The sequence below is a fragment of the Sulfitobacter sp. M39 genome, assembly GCF_021735935.1.
Taxonomy (GTDB): Bacteria; Pseudomonadota; Alphaproteobacteria; order Rhodobacterales; family Rhodobacteraceae; genus Sulfitobacter.
Window position 1 is genome coordinate 742,824 of record NZ_WMDZ01000001.1, and the last position, 16,311, is coordinate 759,134.

17 protein-coding genes are annotated in these 16,311 nt (G+C 61.5%); 1 reads left to right on the forward strand and 16 read right to left on the reverse strand.

From position 1 onward, the window contains the following. Nucleotides 1-104 precede the first annotated feature (104 nt). Nucleotides 105-980 (forward strand): 4-hydroxy-tetrahydrodipicolinate synthase, encoded by an 876-nt coding sequence (gene dapA, locus GLP43_RS03560; protein WP_237278224.1) that lies wholly within the window; start codon nucleotides 105-107, stop codon nucleotides 978-980. A gap of 148 nt (nucleotides 981-1,128) precedes the next feature. Here the strand turns inward: dapA and GLP43_RS03565 are convergent, their stop codons facing one another. From GLP43_RS03565 to GLP43_RS03640, 16 genes are all read right to left on the reverse strand, one after another. Beyond that, entirely contained in the window at nucleotides 1,129-1,386 is a 258-nt protein-coding gene (locus GLP43_RS03565; RefSeq protein WP_037944890.1) for a glycine zipper 2TM domain-containing protein, read from the reverse strand. Between the two features lie 96 nt (nucleotides 1,387-1,482). Then, complete coding sequence (locus GLP43_RS03570) at nucleotides 1,483-2,880, reverse strand: aminotransferase family protein (RefSeq protein ID WP_237278225.1); 1,398 nt, start codon at nucleotides 2,878-2,880, stop codon at nucleotides 1,483-1,485. Between the two features lie 272 nt (nucleotides 2,881-3,152). After that, nucleotides 3,153-5,348: a DEAD/DEAH box helicase gene (locus GLP43_RS03575; protein WP_237278226.1), complete on the reverse strand. Its 2,196-nt coding sequence runs from the start codon at nucleotides 5,346-5,348 to the stop codon at nucleotides 3,153-3,155. 164 nt (nucleotides 5,349-5,512) lie between these two features. Then, nucleotides 5,513-7,081 (reverse strand): gamma-glutamyltransferase, encoded by a 1,569-nt coding sequence (locus tag GLP43_RS03580; protein WP_237278227.1) that lies wholly within the window; start codon nucleotides 7,079-7,081, stop codon nucleotides 5,513-5,515. 85 nt (nucleotides 7,082-7,166) lie between these two features. Beyond that, nucleotides 7,167-7,787 (reverse strand): CHAP domain-containing protein, encoded by a 621-nt coding sequence (locus GLP43_RS03585; protein WP_005851155.1) that lies wholly within the window; start codon nucleotides 7,785-7,787, stop codon nucleotides 7,167-7,169. A 132-nt stretch (nucleotides 7,788-7,919) separates the two neighbouring features. Then, entirely contained in the window at nucleotides 7,920-8,549 is a 630-nt protein-coding gene (gene ureG, locus GLP43_RS03590) for an urease accessory protein UreG (protein ID WP_005851157.1), read from the reverse strand. After that, nucleotides 8,546-9,181 (reverse strand): urease accessory protein UreF, encoded by a 636-nt coding sequence (locus tag GLP43_RS03595; RefSeq protein WP_237278228.1) that lies wholly within the window; start codon nucleotides 9,179-9,181, stop codon nucleotides 8,546-8,548. Before GLP43_RS03595 ends, ureG begins: the two co-directional genes overlap by 4 nt. A gap of 12 nt (nucleotides 9,182-9,193) precedes the next feature. Next, complete coding sequence (locus GLP43_RS03600; RefSeq protein WP_005851160.1) at nucleotides 9,194-9,646, reverse strand: urease accessory protein UreE; 453 nt, start codon at nucleotides 9,644-9,646, stop codon at nucleotides 9,194-9,196. 9 nt (nucleotides 9,647-9,655) lie between these two features. Beyond that, the gene (gene ureC, locus GLP43_RS03605; RefSeq protein ID WP_009825906.1) at nucleotides 9,656-11,365 is read right to left on the reverse strand and encodes an urease subunit alpha; all 1,710 of its coding nucleotides are present in this window, start codon (nucleotides 11,363-11,365) and stop codon (nucleotides 9,656-9,658) included. A 24-nt stretch (nucleotides 11,366-11,389) separates the two neighbouring features. Next, nucleotides 11,390-11,695 (reverse strand): urease subunit beta, encoded by a 306-nt coding sequence (locus GLP43_RS03610; protein WP_093731515.1) that lies wholly within the window; start codon nucleotides 11,693-11,695, stop codon nucleotides 11,390-11,392. After that, a complete protein-coding gene (locus GLP43_RS03615) occupies nucleotides 11,692-11,877 on the reverse strand; it encodes a hypothetical protein (protein WP_237278229.1) in 186 nt (61 codons plus the stop codon). The genes GLP43_RS03610 and GLP43_RS03615 overlap by 4 nt, the downstream gene beginning before the upstream one ends. 27 nt (nucleotides 11,878-11,904) lie before the next feature. Next, nucleotides 11,905-12,207 carry an urease subunit gamma gene (locus GLP43_RS03620; protein ID WP_005851167.1) on the reverse strand — a complete coding sequence of 101 codons (303 nt, stop codon included), beginning with the start codon at nucleotides 12,205-12,207 and terminating at the stop codon, nucleotides 11,905-11,907. A 1-nt stretch (nucleotide 12,208) separates the two neighbouring features. After that, nucleotides 12,209-13,081, reverse strand: a complete 873-nt coding sequence (locus GLP43_RS03625; RefSeq protein ID WP_237278230.1) for an urease accessory protein UreD — start codon at nucleotides 13,079-13,081, stop codon at nucleotides 12,209-12,211. Nucleotides 13,082-13,235: 154 nt separating this feature from the next. Next, a complete protein-coding gene (locus tag GLP43_RS03630; protein ID WP_237272395.1) occupies nucleotides 13,236-14,549 on the reverse strand; it encodes a TRAP transporter large permease in 1,314 nt (437 codons plus the stop codon). Beyond that, nucleotides 14,546-15,112 (reverse strand): TRAP transporter small permease subunit, encoded by a 567-nt coding sequence (locus GLP43_RS03635; RefSeq protein WP_237278231.1) that lies wholly within the window; start codon nucleotides 15,110-15,112, stop codon nucleotides 14,546-14,548. The genes GLP43_RS03630 and GLP43_RS03635 overlap by 4 nt, the downstream gene beginning before the upstream one ends. A 112-nt stretch (nucleotides 15,113-15,224) precedes the next feature. Further along, on the reverse strand, nucleotides 15,225-16,262 hold the full coding sequence (locus tag GLP43_RS03640; protein ID WP_237278232.1) for a TRAP transporter substrate-binding protein: 1,038 nt from the start codon (nucleotides 16,260-16,262) through the stop codon (nucleotides 15,225-15,227). Between the last annotated feature and the right edge of the window lie 49 nt (nucleotides 16,263-16,311).

Genomic DNA, 16,311 nt, shown 5'->3' on the forward strand with positions numbered 1-16,311 from the left:
GGCTACAGCCTTGCAACATACGGCGCGGCGCGGGGGTTTCAACTCAACTTGCCGCTATCAGCAATTGGGCGCTTGCCCAGCAACGCAAGAATAGGAGCGTGCATATGCTACAAGGTTCACTACCTGCACTCGTCACGCCGTTCACGGACGGCGCGCTGGATTTGGACACGCTCAAGAAGCTGGTGGAATGGCACATCGCGGAAGGATCGAACGGGCTGGTGCCTGTCGGGACCACCGGTGAATCGCCCACCCTGACCCATGCCGAGCATGAAACCGTTGTCGCCGAAGTCGTCAAAGCCGCCGCGGGGCGTATCCCTGTCGTTGCAGGTGCCGGTTCGAACAACACGACTGAAAGCATCCGTCTGGCCAAACACGCCGAAAGCGTCGGTGCCGATGCGGTTCTGGTTGTCACGCCCTATTACAACAAGCCGACCCAAGCCGGTCTGATCGCGCATTTCACCGCGATCCACGAGGCCTGCGGTCTGCCGATCATCATCTACAATATCCCCGGCCGTTCGGTCGTTGATATGCTGCCCGAAACCATGGCGGAGCTGGCCAAGCTGCCGCGCATCATCGGTGTCAAGGATGCCACCGGCGATCTGGCGCGGGTCTGTGACCAGCGGATGCTGTGCGGGCCGGATTTTGTCCAGCTCTCGGGCGAGGACGCCACAGCGCATGGGTTCAATGCCCAAGGCGGCGTTGGCTGTATCTCTGTCACCGCGAACGTCGCGCCCAAGCTGCTAAGCCAGATGCAAGCGTTCTGCCTTGCGGGGGACTATGCCTCGGCGCTGGAAATCCAAGACAAGCTGATGCCGCTGCACAACGCAATCTTCACCGAGCCGGGCTTGGTGGGTGTGAAATACGCGATGGCGCGTCTGGGGTTGTGTTCAGACGAGGTGCGCCTGCCACTGGTGCCGCTGAACGAGGCCACCAAAGCGCTGGTGGATCTGGGGTTGAAGCACGCGGGTTTGCTTGACTGATCACTTCGGTAAATCAGGGTTAAGACGGGGCGGCATCTAGCCGCCCTTTTTTATGCGCAACACTCAACCCGCGCGTCAGCGCATAAAAAAGGCCCCGGCGAAACGCCGAGGCCTAATGTGAATATCTGCCTTCGGGAGCAGAAAACGCTTATGGGCAAGCAGCCGTGTAACGCTGACCTGCGGAGTTCTGGTAGACACACTGGCCGTTTTTGCCGCGGCCCAGGTATGCACCTGCAGCAGCGCCAGCCAAGCCACCCAGAACGGCGCCTTTGGTTTTGTCATCGTCGCCCGACACGACAGCACCCAGAGCCGCACCAGCAGCAGCGCCGGTTACAGAAGATTGAGTCTGCGTTTCGCAAGCGGCGAGTGCGCCAACCATAGGCAGGACCAAAAGTAGCTTTTTCATGATATACTCCATACTAGCTTCAGTACTTAACGCTATGTAACGGGTTTGGTTCCAGTAAGATTATTTTGATCGGCAACAAAGTGCCTGAGCGGCAGCCTATTTGCTGCCGAACACCCGCCCCATTGCCCCATCCACGGCGGCGATGATCTGATTAATGTCGTCTTCTTTAGCGATCAAGGCGGGGCTGAAGCAAAGGGTGTTGTTCTTGCCCGGCACCGACCGGTTGGTCGCCCCGATGATCACGCCCTGCGCCATACAGTCTGCGACGACCGCTTGAATCTGCGCTTCGACAACGGGAACGCGGGTGCTGCGGTCTTGGACCAGCTCTGCGCCAAGGAACAGACCCTTGCCGCGCACCTGACCGATCACGTCATATTTGTCGGATAGCTCTTCAAGCTCTTCGAGCATGTATTGCCCCATGTCGCGGGTGTTTTGCAGCAGGTTTTCGCGTTCGATAATCGCCATGTTTTCAATCGCGGCGGTGGGGCCAGCAGTGCATCCCCCGAAGGTAGAGATATCGCGGAAGTAGTTCAGCGGGTCGCTGGCGTCGTCCTTGAACAGGTTAAAGACCTCTTCGGTGGTCACAAGACAGGCAATCGCCGCATAGCCCGAGGCCACACCTTTGGCCATCGTGACCATATCGGGCTGGATGCCGAAATGCTGGTAGCCGAACCATTCGCCGGTGCGCCCGATGCCGCAGACGACTTCGTCGATGTGCAGCAGCACGTCATACTTGCGGCAAATCTCTTGCACCCGTTCCCAGTAGCCGTCCGGAGGCGTGATGACACCGCCGCCCGCCGTGACGGGTTCAAGACACAGCCCGCCCACGGTGTCGGGCCCTTCGGCGAGGATGATCTTCTCGATCTGATCCGCAGCCCAAACGCCGTAGTTATCCTCTGGCGCGCCGTCTTGTTCGAACTTGCGATACTCTAGGCAGTGGGGCACGCGGACGAACCCATCGGTGAAGGGGCCGTATTGCGCATTGCGTTCTTCCTGACCGCCCGCAGACAGACAAGCGATGGTCGTGCCGTGGTAGTCGCGGTCGCGATACAGGATTTTGTGCTTCTTGCCGCCATAGCGTTTGTGGGCGATCTGACGGATCATCTTGAAGGCTTTCTCGTTCGCCTCGGAGCCGGAGTTGCAATAGTACAGTCGGCTCATGCCCGGCATCTTGTCGATCAGCTTTTCCGCAAAGATCGACCCCGGAATAGACCCGGCAGAGCCCGCAAAATAGTTCAGCTTGATCAGCTGGTCGCGCACGGCGTTGGCAATGCTTTCACGGCCATAGCCGACGTTGACGGTCCAGACACCACCGGACACCGCGTCCAGATGCTCTTTGCCCTTTTGGTCCCAGACACGCATGCCTTTGCCTTCGACAATGATCCGTGGGTCCGTGGTTTCATAGGCTTTGTGCTGGCTGAGGTGGTGCCAGATGTGCGCGCGATCTGCCTCGACCACACGGGAGATATCGTTTTCGCTAAATGTACCATCCATGTGCGTGACCTTTCCGAGGTTGGGATTGGGGGCGGGTGGTAAAGCACCCTGTTTTTAAGGCCGCATCGCAAACGCGCCTCGCGTCCGTTTCGGCCCATGTGCAGTGATTGTTAGGAGCAACTTCCCCCTCTGAAAAGGAAAAACCTGCCACATAGGGGGGCGGGGCGGGGAAGATAGACGCAAAAAGGGCCGGAATTGATTAAAATTCCGGCCCCTAAGCGTTTGATTGATCTGTATTTCCCCGTTTTCAGACTGGGGGTAGGTCTTGCCGCTTATTTCGGGCGAAAGCTCGACTTGCCGCGTTTGGGGGCTGCATCGCCGCCACCGGCTTTTCCCGAGGGTTTGCCGCCCTTGGGTTTCGCGCCCACTTTGCCCGGTGGGACAAAGCGTTTCGACGGGTCAGCGGCGCGGGCCTTGAACGGTTTATCCGCTGGTTTGCCGTCGCCACGGGGGCGGTCCGCCCCACGATCCGCTGGCTTTTCCTTTTTCCAGACGGCTTTGGCTTTGGGCTTGCCGCCGGGTTTGTCAAAGCTGTCGGGCTTGCCCGCAGACTTGGGTTTAGGCGCGGCACCGGGCTTCATCGGAGACCGTTCGGTCTTGTGCGACTTGGGCGGGCGTTCGCCTTTGGGGGCCTTGGGCTTGTCAAACTTCGGCTTGTCGCCGCGCGGTTTGTCGAACCCTTTGTCGGGGCGCGGGCCACGTGGCTTGTCGTAGGAGACCGATGCTTCTTCGGTGCTGGCCGCACGTGGTTTGCGCGGTGCACGTGGTGCGTCAGGGTCATAGGGTGCGCGGTCGGGGCGGGGGCCACGATCGGGGCGTGGGCCGTTGTCAGAACGGGGGGCGCCGCGGTTCGGTTTGGGGCCACGGCCGCCGGGCTTGGGCCCGCGCGACAGATCGGGGGCCTTGTCGAGCTTGGTCACAACCGCGCCGTCTTCGACCTTCATGTCGGGGCCAAGCGCGTTGGTGAATTTGTCTGCCGAGGTCGCGAGGATCTCGACAAAGGTATGGCTGGGCTGTACGCGGATCGCGCCCACGTCATCCTTGGTCAGATCGCCCATGCGACAGATCATCGGCAGGATGGTGCGGGGTTCGGCGTCATCATTGCGCCCGATCGAGATCGAGAACCAGACCGACGGGCCAAAGTCACCACGGGGGCGTTCGTCGGCAGGGGTGCCGGGCTCTGCCAGCTGCTCGGGCGCGGACTGGCGTGCACGGTACAGGTTCACAAAGGCCGTCGCCAGTTGCTCGGCGCTGAACTGATCCACCAGATTGGCGACAAAGCCAGTCGCATCATCGGGGATCGGGTTCGACCAAGCGGAATCAGCCAGCAATCGCTTTTCGTCTTCGGCGTTTACTTCTTCGGCAGAGGGCGGGTTGGCCCATTCGACCTTCAGCTTGGCGCCGCCCAGCAGACGGTTTGCCTTGCTGCGCATCTTGGCCGGAACGATCAGCGCGGACACACCCTTGCGACCGGCGCGACCGGTACGGCCCGAGCGGTGCAGCAACGTGTCAGAGTTCGACGGCAGATCGGCATGCACCACCAGTTCGAGGTTGGGCAGGTCGATCCCGCGTGCGGCCACATCTGTCGCGATACAGACGCGCGCGCGCCCGTCGCGCAGCGCCTGCAGCGCGTTGGTGCGTTCGGATTGCGTCAGCTCGCCCGACAGCGCCACGACTGAAAATCCGCGGTTGGTAAAGCGAGTGGTCAGGCGCGCGACGGCGGCGCGGGTGTTGCAGAAGACGATGGCGTTTTTCGCCTCGTAGAACCGCAGCACGTTGATGATCGCGTTTTCAGTGTCGCGCGGGTGCACGTTCAGCGCACGGTATTCGATGTCGGCGTGTTGTTTCTTTTCGCCCACGGTTTCGACGCGCTGCGCATCACGCTGGTAGGATTTGGCCAGCTTGGCGATCGCCGCAGGCACGGTGGCCGAGAACAACAGCGTGCGGCGTTCTTCCGGCGCTTCGGAGAGGATGAATTCCAGCTCTTCGCGGAAACCCAGATCAAGCATCTCGTCCGCTTCATCCAGCACCACGGCACGAATGTCGGACAGGTTGATGTTGTTGCGTTTGATGTGGTCGCACAGGCGGCCCGGTGTCGCGACGACGATATGCGCGCCACGGTCCAGCGCACGACGTTCGGTGCGTGTGTCCATGCCGCCAACGCAGGTGGTCACGACCGCACCGGCCTTGCCATAAAGCCACGTCAGCTCGCGGCTGACCTGCATGGCCAATTCGCGCGTCGGTGCGATGATCAGCGCCAGGGGCGCGCCGGCGTGTCCGAATTTTTCATCGTCGCCCAAAAGGGTCGGTGCGATGGCGAGACCAAAGGCCACTGTCTTGCCGGACCCCGTTTGGGCTGACACCAGAAGGTCGGCCTCGACCAGATCTGGGTTGGTAACCGCCTCTTGGACGGGGGTAAGCGAATCATAGCCTTGGGTGGCAAGCGCGTCTGCGATGGTTTGGATCAAGGGATTGTCCTGTCTGAGAAAATGTCGCGCTACAAATACGCGCGTCGCGGCAAAAGCGGATACGCCAGCCACGTGTTGCGCCCGTCCCTAGTCGGTTGTGGCGCAAATGTACATCTCTTTGTCAGGCGCGCAGGGCAAGGCAGCTATGCTTGCCCGTCGCTGTTTCAGGCGCTGACGGCATCCCCCCACGCGGACATCACCTCTGTCACGCCGGTATTTTCATCGCCCGCACGCCCGACGGCTGAGGGGCAGGCGAAGTGATAGGGGAAGATCGTGCGCGGCGCGGTCACCACATTGTCCAGTGTGTCTTGCAACGTCGCGATCACTTGCGGCGGCAGCGCCAGATCCACGATGGTCACATCGGCAAGGCTCATATCCGTGCGCGGCGCATGAAAGGCGGTTTCCAGATCCATTCCGTAGTCCAGCAGCAGGGATGTCAGTTCGACCACAGCGGGCATGATCTTGCGCCCGCCCGATGCCCCAAGCGCGAATTGCGCACCGTCGGCACGCTCCAGCAGCGTGGGGCACATATTCGCAAGGCAGCGTTTATCCGGCCCAAGCGAGTTCGGCTTGCCCTGTTCAGGGTCAAACCACATGATGCCGTTGTTCATCAGGATGCCCGATTGCGGCAACATCATCCGCGAGCCAAAGATCGACAGCAGCGTTTGGGTGACGGCGACCATATTGCCTGCCGCATCAACGACGCTGAAATGTGTGGTGCAGGACGGGTCGGGTTCATGTTCGATATCGCCCATCGTGTCATAGCGTTCCTGGTTGGCCTGCCGGATGGCACGGTCATAGGCAATGAACGCCTCGGCGTCGGGGGTGTCGGTGCCGGGCTGCCAGGCGGTCATCAGGTCAAGCGCGCGGCGCATGGTCGGGCCAGCGGTCAGGGTCGGTGTGGCGATGACCTCGTGCCCGCGATAGGCATAGTGCATCGCGTCGACCAATGTCGCCTGATACTGCGCCAGATCCTCCGCCGTATGGTGCCCGCCGGCGGCTTGCAGATCGGCCACGATAGACTGCGCCAAAGGCCCCTCGTAAAACGCGCGTGGTCCGTCCTTGGCCACGGTGCGCAGCGACGCGGCAAGACGGCTAAGGTCGCATTTCGTCTCGCCCAAGGCGGTCCAGCCAGAGGATTTGGGAAAGCCGTCTTCGTCCAGAAACGTCTCGGCCGAGGCGGGGAAGGGGGCGAGGTCTTTGGCCGAGCCGCCAAGGATCAGCTGTGTGTACCAGTCCACAGGCAGACCATCATCGGCAAGCTTGATCGCAGGCGCCAGCAGATCGGCCCAAGGTTTCGTGGCAAAGCTTTCATGCGCCAGACCCATGCCCGCGACCTGACCGGGAATGGCAATCGCCTTGGCCCCAAACACATTGCGGTCTTCCAGCACCGAAGGCCAGGGGAACAGATCGCCCGCCTTGCCGCCCACGATGGGATAGTCCGCGACATCCAGCCCCTTGGGGGATTTCATCCCGAATTCGATGACCTTGGCCGTCTTTTCGCCCGCCATGCGCACGACCATAAAGCCGCCGCCGCCCATACCGCTCATCCAGGGTTCAGCCGCGCCAAGCGCAAAGGAGGTGGCAATCGCCGCATCCACCGCATTGCCGCCCTGCGCCATGACATCCGCCCCGACCTGCGCGGCGACACGGCTTTGCGAGGCGACGATCCCCTTGCGGCTGCGGGTCGCGGGTTTGGTGATCTGCCAAGAGGCATTCTGCTGCTGGGTCATTGGGGGCATCCTGATGTTTAGATGTGCCTACCCAACGCCAGTGTCAGCAGATTTGCAACCTTGAGGGGCCCTGCGGCCCCATTGGTCAGTTGCTTTGTGTCGGTGCCGCTGAAAATGCGAACACGGGGGGCTGCGTCATCTCGTTCGACGGCGCGGATTTCGCATCGGGATAGATGAACCCGTTGATCGGATAGACACTGCCGTAGGACCCAGCCTGGCTTTCAAGGCGCACATCGGACCAGTCGTTCAGCGGAGATACGTCTTGTACGCTCATCCCAAGCGAGATCTTGTTGCGCTTCCAATTGGCGTGATCGACCTTGATCTCGCGCGGGGAAACGACTTCGGAGACGACGGCAACATGGCCCATAGGGTTCCGGCTGGTGCCTTTGAACGCCATGACCGACCCGACGACGGGTTCTTTGCCGCGTTCGTACAGGCCGTTGGCTTGCGCCCACCACGTATTGGCATTGCCGCGGATTTGAACGCCGCTGGCATTGCGTGCGAAGGGCACGCACCAGACGCGCTGCCCTTTGGATTGCAAAACGCGAACCTCGCGGATCGCCATGGCGTGCAGGTCGGGGTTGATACCCGCCTGACCAATGGTCTGAATTTCAGACGGGCCGCGGGCGCAGGCTGCTGTCATCAGCAGGGCCACACACAAAAAAGGAATTCCAACTTTCGATGACCACTGGCGTTTCACGCTCATTTATCTGTCCTGCTGCCCGTTTCATTCACCTTACTGTCCCAGTAAAGTCCGGCAGACATTCCGCGATTCTTGCCGAAAAACAAAGCGTCAGGATTCCTGTGGGCAAAATTCCGCCACTATTATTGCAAATTGTTAATTTTCGGGAACCGGCCGAAGGCCGCCGATTTTGACAATTAGGTCCAGCAGCTCTGCCACACCCTTATCGTGTTTCATCTCGGCAAAGAGATAGGGCAGATCGCCGCGCATCCGTTTGGCGTCACGGTCCATCACCTCTAGTGATGCGCCCACATGCGGGGCGAGGTCGGTTTTGTTGATGATCAGGATATCCGACTTGGTGATCGCTGGCCCGCCCTTGCGCGGGATCTCTTCGCCCGCAGCAACGTCGATGACATAAAGCGTCACATCCGCCAGCTCGGGGCTGAAGGTCGCCGACAGGTTATCGCCACCGGATTCGATGAGCACACAGTCCAGATCGGGGTGGCGGTCGCGCATCCGGGCTACGGCGGCAAGATTGATCGACGCATCCTCGCGGATGGCGGTGTGGGGGCAGCCGCCCGTCTCGACCCCGATGATCCGGTCCTGCGGCAAGACCTGAAGCCGCATGAGCGCTTCGGCGTCCTCTTGGGTGTAGATATCATTGGTGATCACGCCGATCGACCAGCGGTCGCGCATAGCACGGCACAGGGCGGCGGTCGTCGTTGTCTTGCCCGCGCCAACGGGGCCACCAATGCCAATACGAAGCGGTCCATGGGGGGAGGTCATGTCTGGAACATCCTTGAGTAAAGCGTTTCATGTCGCATCGACGCGATATCGGCCAGAAAACAGGCGCTGCCGATGTCGTCGATGGTTTGGGTCAGGGCCAGCGTCACCGTTTGGTGGCACAGCGGGGCAAGGGCGGTGATCACCCGCTGCCCGTCCGTTTGCCCCAAGGGCACCGCGCGGATTGCAGCAGACACCAATGCGCTGACGAAGGCGTGCAGGAACAGCTGCGCGCCTTGTGCCACGGGCAGCCCCTGCGCCGCGCAAGCCGCGCCAAAGGCGACGGGCAGCGTCAGGTCGGGGAGGTCATGCCCCCAGACGTCATTGACCACCCGCACAAAGGCCGCGCCCTGCTGGGTCATCTCGGTCAGCCGCTCTGACGAGGGGGCCAGCGCGCGCGCCAGCGCATCCACCTCGTCCACCCCCTTACCCGCAAAGCCAGCGTTCAGCAGGATCGCATCGGTCCGGCCTGCACCGTGGGTGATGATATCCGACAGCCACGCCTGAAGGCTGGCCGCATCGTGAATGGTGCCGTCCTGCACGGCCATTTCCAGCCCGTGGCTATAGCTGAACGCGCCGATGGGAAAGCTGGGCGACAGCCATTGCGCGAGCGTGATCAGGGCTTGGGTTTGCATCGTCCGGCGGGCCTAATGTGCGTGGCTGTGGGTGCGCCCGTGGCCATAGGCACCGCCCTCGGGAATGAACGGTTCGGACACATCCCGCAACGTCGCGCCGAGCTTGGTCAGCATGTCGCGGATCACATGGTCGTTCTGGATCAGCAGGCGGGCGGGTTCAAGCTGGCAGGGGCAGTGCCGGTTGCCGATATGCCATGCCAGCCGCACCAGATCGTCGCCGGTGATTTCCAGCAAGGCTTCCTTGGCCGCGATGACCTCGATGATCTGCCCGCCTTCAAGCTCGAACGCATCGCCGTGGTTCAGCGATTCCGTATGGGCGAGGTCCACGAGGAATCCGCGGTTATGGCTGGTCAGCAAGCGTTTGCGGCGCAGGAAGCGGTCGTCATAGGTCAGCACGCAGCTGTCATCCGCATGGTCCCACTGGCCGTGGCGCTTGATCGTATGGGCGGGAGGAAGGTCGGTCATCTAGGGGCCTCAGAACATGAAATAGCGTTGCGCCATGGGGACGGTTTCAGCGGGCGCGCAGGTCAGCAGCTCGCCGTCCGCGCGGACTTCGTAGGTTTCGGGGTTTACCTCTACCTTGGGGGTGGCCGCATTATGGATCAGATCGGATTTGCCGATGTTGCGGGTGTTTTGAACGGCAATGGTCTGTTTGCGCAGGCCAAGGCTGTCGCGCAGCCCGTTCGATTGCGCGGCTTCCGAGATAAAGGTCACCGCACAATGCTGGAGCGCACTGCCATAGGCCCCGAACATCGGACGGGTATAGACCGGTTGCGGCGTGGGGATCGACGCATTCGGATCGCCCATCTGCGCCACCACGATCATGCCCGACATCAATACCATTTCCGGCTTCACACCAAAGAAGGCGGGGTTCCACAGCACCAGATCGGCCTTCTTGCCGACCTCGATCGACCCGACCTCGCGGCTGACACCATGGGCGATGGCGGGGTTGATCGTGTATTTCGCGATATAGCGTTTGACGCGGAAGTTATCGTTGTCGCCGGTTTCTTCCGGCAAGCGCCCGCGCTGCTTGCGCATCTTGTCAGCGGTTTGCCATGTGCGGATCAGCACCTCGCCCACACGGCCCATGGCCTGACTGTCAGAGGCGATGATAGAGAACGCGCCGATGTCATGCAGGATATCCTCGGCGGCAATCGTTTCGCGTCTGATCCGGCTTTCGGCAAAGGCAACGTCTTCGGGGATGGATTTATCAAGGTGGTGACAGACCATGAGCATGTCCAGATGCTCTTCGAGCGTGTTCACCGTGAAGGGGCGTGTCGGGTTGGTCGAAGACGGCAGCACGTGTTCTTCGCCGCAAATCTTGATGATGTCGGGGGCGTGGCCACCGCCTGCGCCCTCGGTGTGGAAGGCGTGGATGGTCCGGCCTTTCATCGCGCCAAGCGTATGTTCGACAAAGCCGGATTCGTTCAGCGTGTCGGTGTGGATCATCACCTGCACGTCCATATCGTCGGCGACCGACAGGCAGCAATCAATCGCGGCGGGGGTGGTGCCCCAATCCTCGTGCAGCTTCAGCGCGCAGGCCCCGCCGTTCACCATTTCAACCAGCGCGCCGGGTTGGCTGGCGTTGCCCTTGCCCGAGAGACCGATGTTCATCACCACACCATCCATCGCCTGCAACATGCGCCCTATGTGCCACGGGCCGGGGGTGCAGGTGGTGGCAAGCGTGCCATGCGCAGGACCGGTGCCGCCGCCAAAGCAGGTGGTCACGCCGGAATGCAGCGCGTCTTCCATCTGCTGGGGCGCGATAAAGTGGATGTGGCTGTCGAAACCGCCCGCGGTGAGGATGCGGCCTTCGCCTGCGATCACCTCGGTCCCCGGTCCGATGATGATATCGACATTGGGTTGGGTGTCGGGGTTGCCCGCCTTGCCAATCGCCGCGATGCGCCCGTCTTTCAGCGCGACATCCGCCTTGTAGATGCCCGAATGATCCACGATCAGCGCATTGGTGATCACAGTATCCACCGCACCGTTTGCCCGCGTGACCTGCGACTGGCCCATCCCGTCGCGGATCACCTTGCCGCCGCCGAATTTCACCTCTTCGCCATAGGTGGTCAGATCGCGTTCCACCTCGATGATAAGATCGGTGTCGGCCAGTCGCAGTCGGTCACCCGTGGTGGGGCCATACATCGCTGCATATTCAGAGCGGGGGAGTGTGGTGGTCATTGGTCTCTCTTTCCTCGAAGCGCCTTAGAGCGCGCCCATCACTTCAGCGTTGAACCCATACACCTTACGGTCGCCCGCCAGCGGGATCAGCTGCACCTCGCGGCGTTGACCGGGTTCAAAGCGCACTGCGGTGCCGGCGGCGATGTCCAGACGGTGACCACGCGCGGCGGCGCGGTCGAAGTCGAGCGCGGGGTTGGTTTCGGCAAAGTGGTAGTGACTGCCGACCTGCACGGGCCGGTCACCGGTATTGGCAACCATCAGGGTGATGGCCGTGCGATCGGCGTTCAGGGTGATGTCCCCTGTGGCGCACAGCACCTCTCCGGGGATCATTTGCGCGCCTTTTGGGGGGCCTTGACCCGCCCCCGCAGCGCGATGGCCGCGACGGTTGCGATGACGGCGAGCCCCATGAAGACAGGCATCCATTCGGCCCCGTGGGGGGCGATATGCACACCGGGGTGGGCAAGGGCAGGGCCGGCCATCAGGGCGGCGGGCAGGATCATCAGATGTTTCATAGCAGGGGCCTTTCTTGCGAATGGTGTCTAGCGGATAGGGTTGTGCACGGTGACCAGCTTGGTTCCGTCGGGGAAGGTGGCTTCGACCTGCACGTCGTGGATCATCTCGGCGATGCCCTCCATACAGTCGTCGCGGGTGATGACCTGGGCGCCAGCCTGCATCATCTCGGCCACGCTGCGGCCATCGCGCGCGCCTTCGACGACGGTGTCGGTGATCAGGGCAATCGCCTCGGGGTGGTTCAGCTTGACGCCACGGGCCAGACGCTTGCGCGCGACTTCGGCCGCCATGGCGATCAGCAGTTTGTCTTTTTCACGGGGGGTCAGCTGCATGTCAAAGCATCCATGTTTTAGGAGGGGCCGCGCCGTGCAGGCGGGCGATGATCGGCACCAGAGACTGGCGCAGGATGTAACTGTCGGGCGCGAGGAGCCGCGCATAAAGCACGCCGTCGCGGATCAGGCTGGCACCGGCTCTGGCAGGCAGCAGCGCGCGCAGGGGGGCAAGCAGCGCCTCGGCATCGGGGGCGGCGTAGATCACGCTCGCCATAGCGCAGTTGCCGCCCGCCGTGGCGGTGCCAGTAAGTTGCGCGTGGATATCGCCGGACAAACGCACAGCATCGGCAAAGATAGGGTGCCCGTCGCGGCGGATCGTGATGTTATCGGCAAAGCGCGCGTCGCGCAGCGTCTCGCCCATGGAGACGCGGCCAAAGACCAGCGGCTCTACACCGAAGAAACAGGCGTCGTCCGTCAGGTCCACCTCCAGCTTGCGGCGCAGGGCGGAGCCGTTGAACAGGATCGTTTCTTGCGGCAGCCAATCGACCCGTGCCCCCGCTTCGGCATCCAGCCGCGTGGTCATCTGCGCCATGGGGCCGGGTTGCGCCAGATAGACGCGCTCGGCCGCTTGGCTGGTCAGGGTCAGCCGGCTGCCCGCACCCGCCGTGGCGGTGATCGACAGTTCATCGCCGCCCGTCATTCCGCCCGAAGTATTGAGGAAAACCCCCGTCAGCCCGCCCGCCGCCGCGCGTGGAAACAGCGCCTTGAAGCAGCCTTGCTGGTAGAGATCGCCAATCACGGACGCGCTGCCATAGGTCTTGCTGCTGATGCGCAACGCCCCGCGGGCGCGGGGTTGCATCGGCACGGAGAAAGCCTGATCGGTATGGGCGGCGATGTTGATGGGGGGCCTCGTCCAGCTGAAAATAACTCCCATCTGGATAGCGTGATTCCCGTCGGGTGCGATCCGAAACGGGCATTTTTGGCGCAATTTCAGGCTGTAACTCGACAGCTGCCTATTATTTGAGCATATTCCGTCAGGGGCTTTGACCCGCAGGCGTGCCGCGGGTCAAAGCAAAAGCATGAGCGGTCTACCCGTAGAAATACTTGGGCAGATAGGTCGCGATCTCGGGGATCAGGATGATCAGCAAGACCCCGATCAGCGTCACGATCACGTAAGGCGTCACAGAGGCATAGATATCGCCCATTGTGACGTCCGGCGGGGCCACCCCTTTGAGGTAAAAGAGGTTAAAGCCGAAGGGCGGGGTCATATACCCGACCTCCATCATGATGATGAAGAGGATGCCGAACCAGATCGGATCAAAGCCATAGCTCTGCACCACGGGCAGGAACACAGGCAGGGTGATCAGCATGATCCCCACCGGATCCAGCACCATGCCAAGGATGAAAAGCACCGCCAGCATAAATACCAGCGACCCCCAACGCCCACCGGGCACAAGGTTCATCATATCCTGGATCAGGCTTTGTGCCCCAAGCGCGGTATAGGCCGTGCTAAAGGCGTGGGCCGCGAACAGGATCCACATGATCAGCGCGGTCAGTTTCAGCGTCGCGACAGAGGCGTCACGGATCACGGCCCATGACAGTTGCCGGTTCACGCCCGTGGCGACCATCGCACCAAAGACACCGATGGCGGCGGCTTCGGTCGGGGTGGCGAACCCGCCAAAGATGGCCCCCAGCACGATCACCACGATCAGGATCGGCAGGATCACCGCCTTGAGAGACCGCAGTTTCTGCCCCCAGTTCGCGCGTTCCTCTTTCGGGAGGGCGGGACCCAGTTCCGGCTGCATCCAGCAGCGTCCGCCGATATAGACGGACACAAGGAAGAACAGCAGCAGCCCCGGCCCGATACCGGCCGCAAACAGACGCCCGACCGACACTTCGGTCAGCAGCGAATACAGTACCATCAGGATCGACGGCGGGATCAGGATGCCCCAACCCCCGCCCGCGTTAATGGCCCCAAGCGCGAGCTTCTTGTCATAGCCGCGTTCCAGCATCTTGGGCAGCGCAATTGTCCCCATCGTGACAACCGCCGCACCCGAGATGCCCGACATGGCGGCAAAGATCACGCAGATCAGCACCGTGCCGATGGCCAGACCGCCGCGCAGCCCGCCCCACCATTCGTGCATCATATCGTAAAGGTCATTCGCGACCCCCGATTTTTCAAGCAGGATCGCCATGAAGACAAACAGCGGAATTGCCATCAGCGTGGGGGATTGCATCGTTTCCCACATTTTGGAGGCGAGCAGATAGAACCCCAGATCGCCCATTTCCGCATAGAGGAAGATGACCGATATCCCCCCAAGGGCAAAGGCCAGCGGCGTGCCGAGCATCACAAACAACAGCAGCGCGCCAAAGAACAGCATGGTCAGGATTTCAACGCTCATGACTGGCCTCCTGCGGCTTGGGCGGCGTGGGTGTCGCCGGCGGCCGGTTGTCCAAAGATCGCGGGATCATTGGGCAGCCCCATCAGGGTGCGCACATCGGCCCAAAGGCGTACAAAGCCCTGCAACAACAGCAGCAAGGCGGCGACGGGGATCAGCGATTTTGTCGGCCACAGCGGGGCCTTCCAGACAGAGTTCGACCGCTCCATATCCGCGATGGCTTCGGACGCGATGTCGTAGCCTTGCCACAGCAGCACGCCGACAAAGATCAGGAACAGCGGCCATGTCACGATGTCCACCAAGGCTTTGCGTTTGGGGGAAAACTGGCCGTAGATGATATCGACGTTCACGTGACCGCGTTCGGTCAGCAGATAACCGCCCCCGATGATCGCATAGACACCAAAGATCAGCGTCGCCAGTTCGGCAGTCCAGATCGCGGGCTGCCCGATCAGATAGCGCATGACCACATCGGCCAGCAGCAAGGCAAAGATGATCAGCACGCAAAAGCTGATCCAATAGCCGATAATGCGGTTCAATTGCGTGATGAAGCGCGCAAGTTTAAACAAAACGTTTCTCCCTCAAGACATAAAAGAAGCCGCCCGAAATGCAGGGACATGTCAGGCGGCTACATTGATTTTCACTGTGGCATCACCGGGGTTTAACCCCCGGATCAGGCCCCTAGAGGTAGCCGAGGTCGGTCATCAAGGTTTTGTAGATATCCGCCGCCTTCGCTGCGCGTTCGCCTTTCTGCGCCTCTGTGTCGAGGATCTTGGCCGAGGCATCGGCAAGGATCGCCAGAACGTCGTCGGGCAATTCGGATACTTCGATGTTGTTCTCGGCAATGCCCGAAGAAATCGCGATGGCTTCGGCGTGCTGGTATTCGGCCGACCGCTGGAAGAACCGCGTCTCCATCGTGTCGAGCAGGGCAGTGCGCAGATCGTCCTCCAGCCCGTCGACGGCCTCCATATTCAGGATAAAGGCGTCGGTGGTCTGACCAAGCGCGGGTTTGTAGTGGTATTTGCAGACCTCCCAGAGGGACATGGATTTCGCCCCCACGGCAGCGCCCCAATGTGCGCCATCCACAACGCCCGAGCTGAGCGATTGATAGAGTTCGGACCCGGGGATGTATTGCGGCGCGGCACCGGCGGATTGCAGGTAATCCAGCATCGTACCCGACGACCGCAGCTTGAGCCCTTTGAAGTCTTCGGCGGATTCGATCTTTTTCGACACGACGATTTCGACGGGCAGGACTTTCTCCGTCTTCATCATCACGCCATCGGCGTTCAGGTCTTCGTTCACCAGCGCCTCAAGGCCAAGGTTCTTGACCGCGTGTTCCATTTCCCAGGCCTGACGGAAGGTGCCGGGGATGCCGAACAGGAAGGACGCGGCCTGCGCCTGATCTTGTACATAGGACGGGCTGACCGTCCCCATCGGCACCACGCCCTTGCGCACGATATTGTAGATGTCGGGCCCTTTGGCGAATTCGCCGGCACCCAGCAGATCCATTTTGAACGCGCCTTCGGTACGCGTCTCAAGCACTTCGGCCAATTTGCCAAGGCTGTCGGTGAAAGAGCTGGACGCTTTGGGCCAATGGGCTTGCACGCGCCAGTTGACTTTGCCCTGTGCGATCCCTTTGCCGACCAGCGCCGGTGTCGCCAACGCGCCAAGCGCGGCGCCGCGCAGCATGGTGCGACGGTTCATATTGCCTTTTGTCATTCTATTTCCTCCCAGAAACTTCGGTTTCTCTTATCTGCGCGGCACGGGT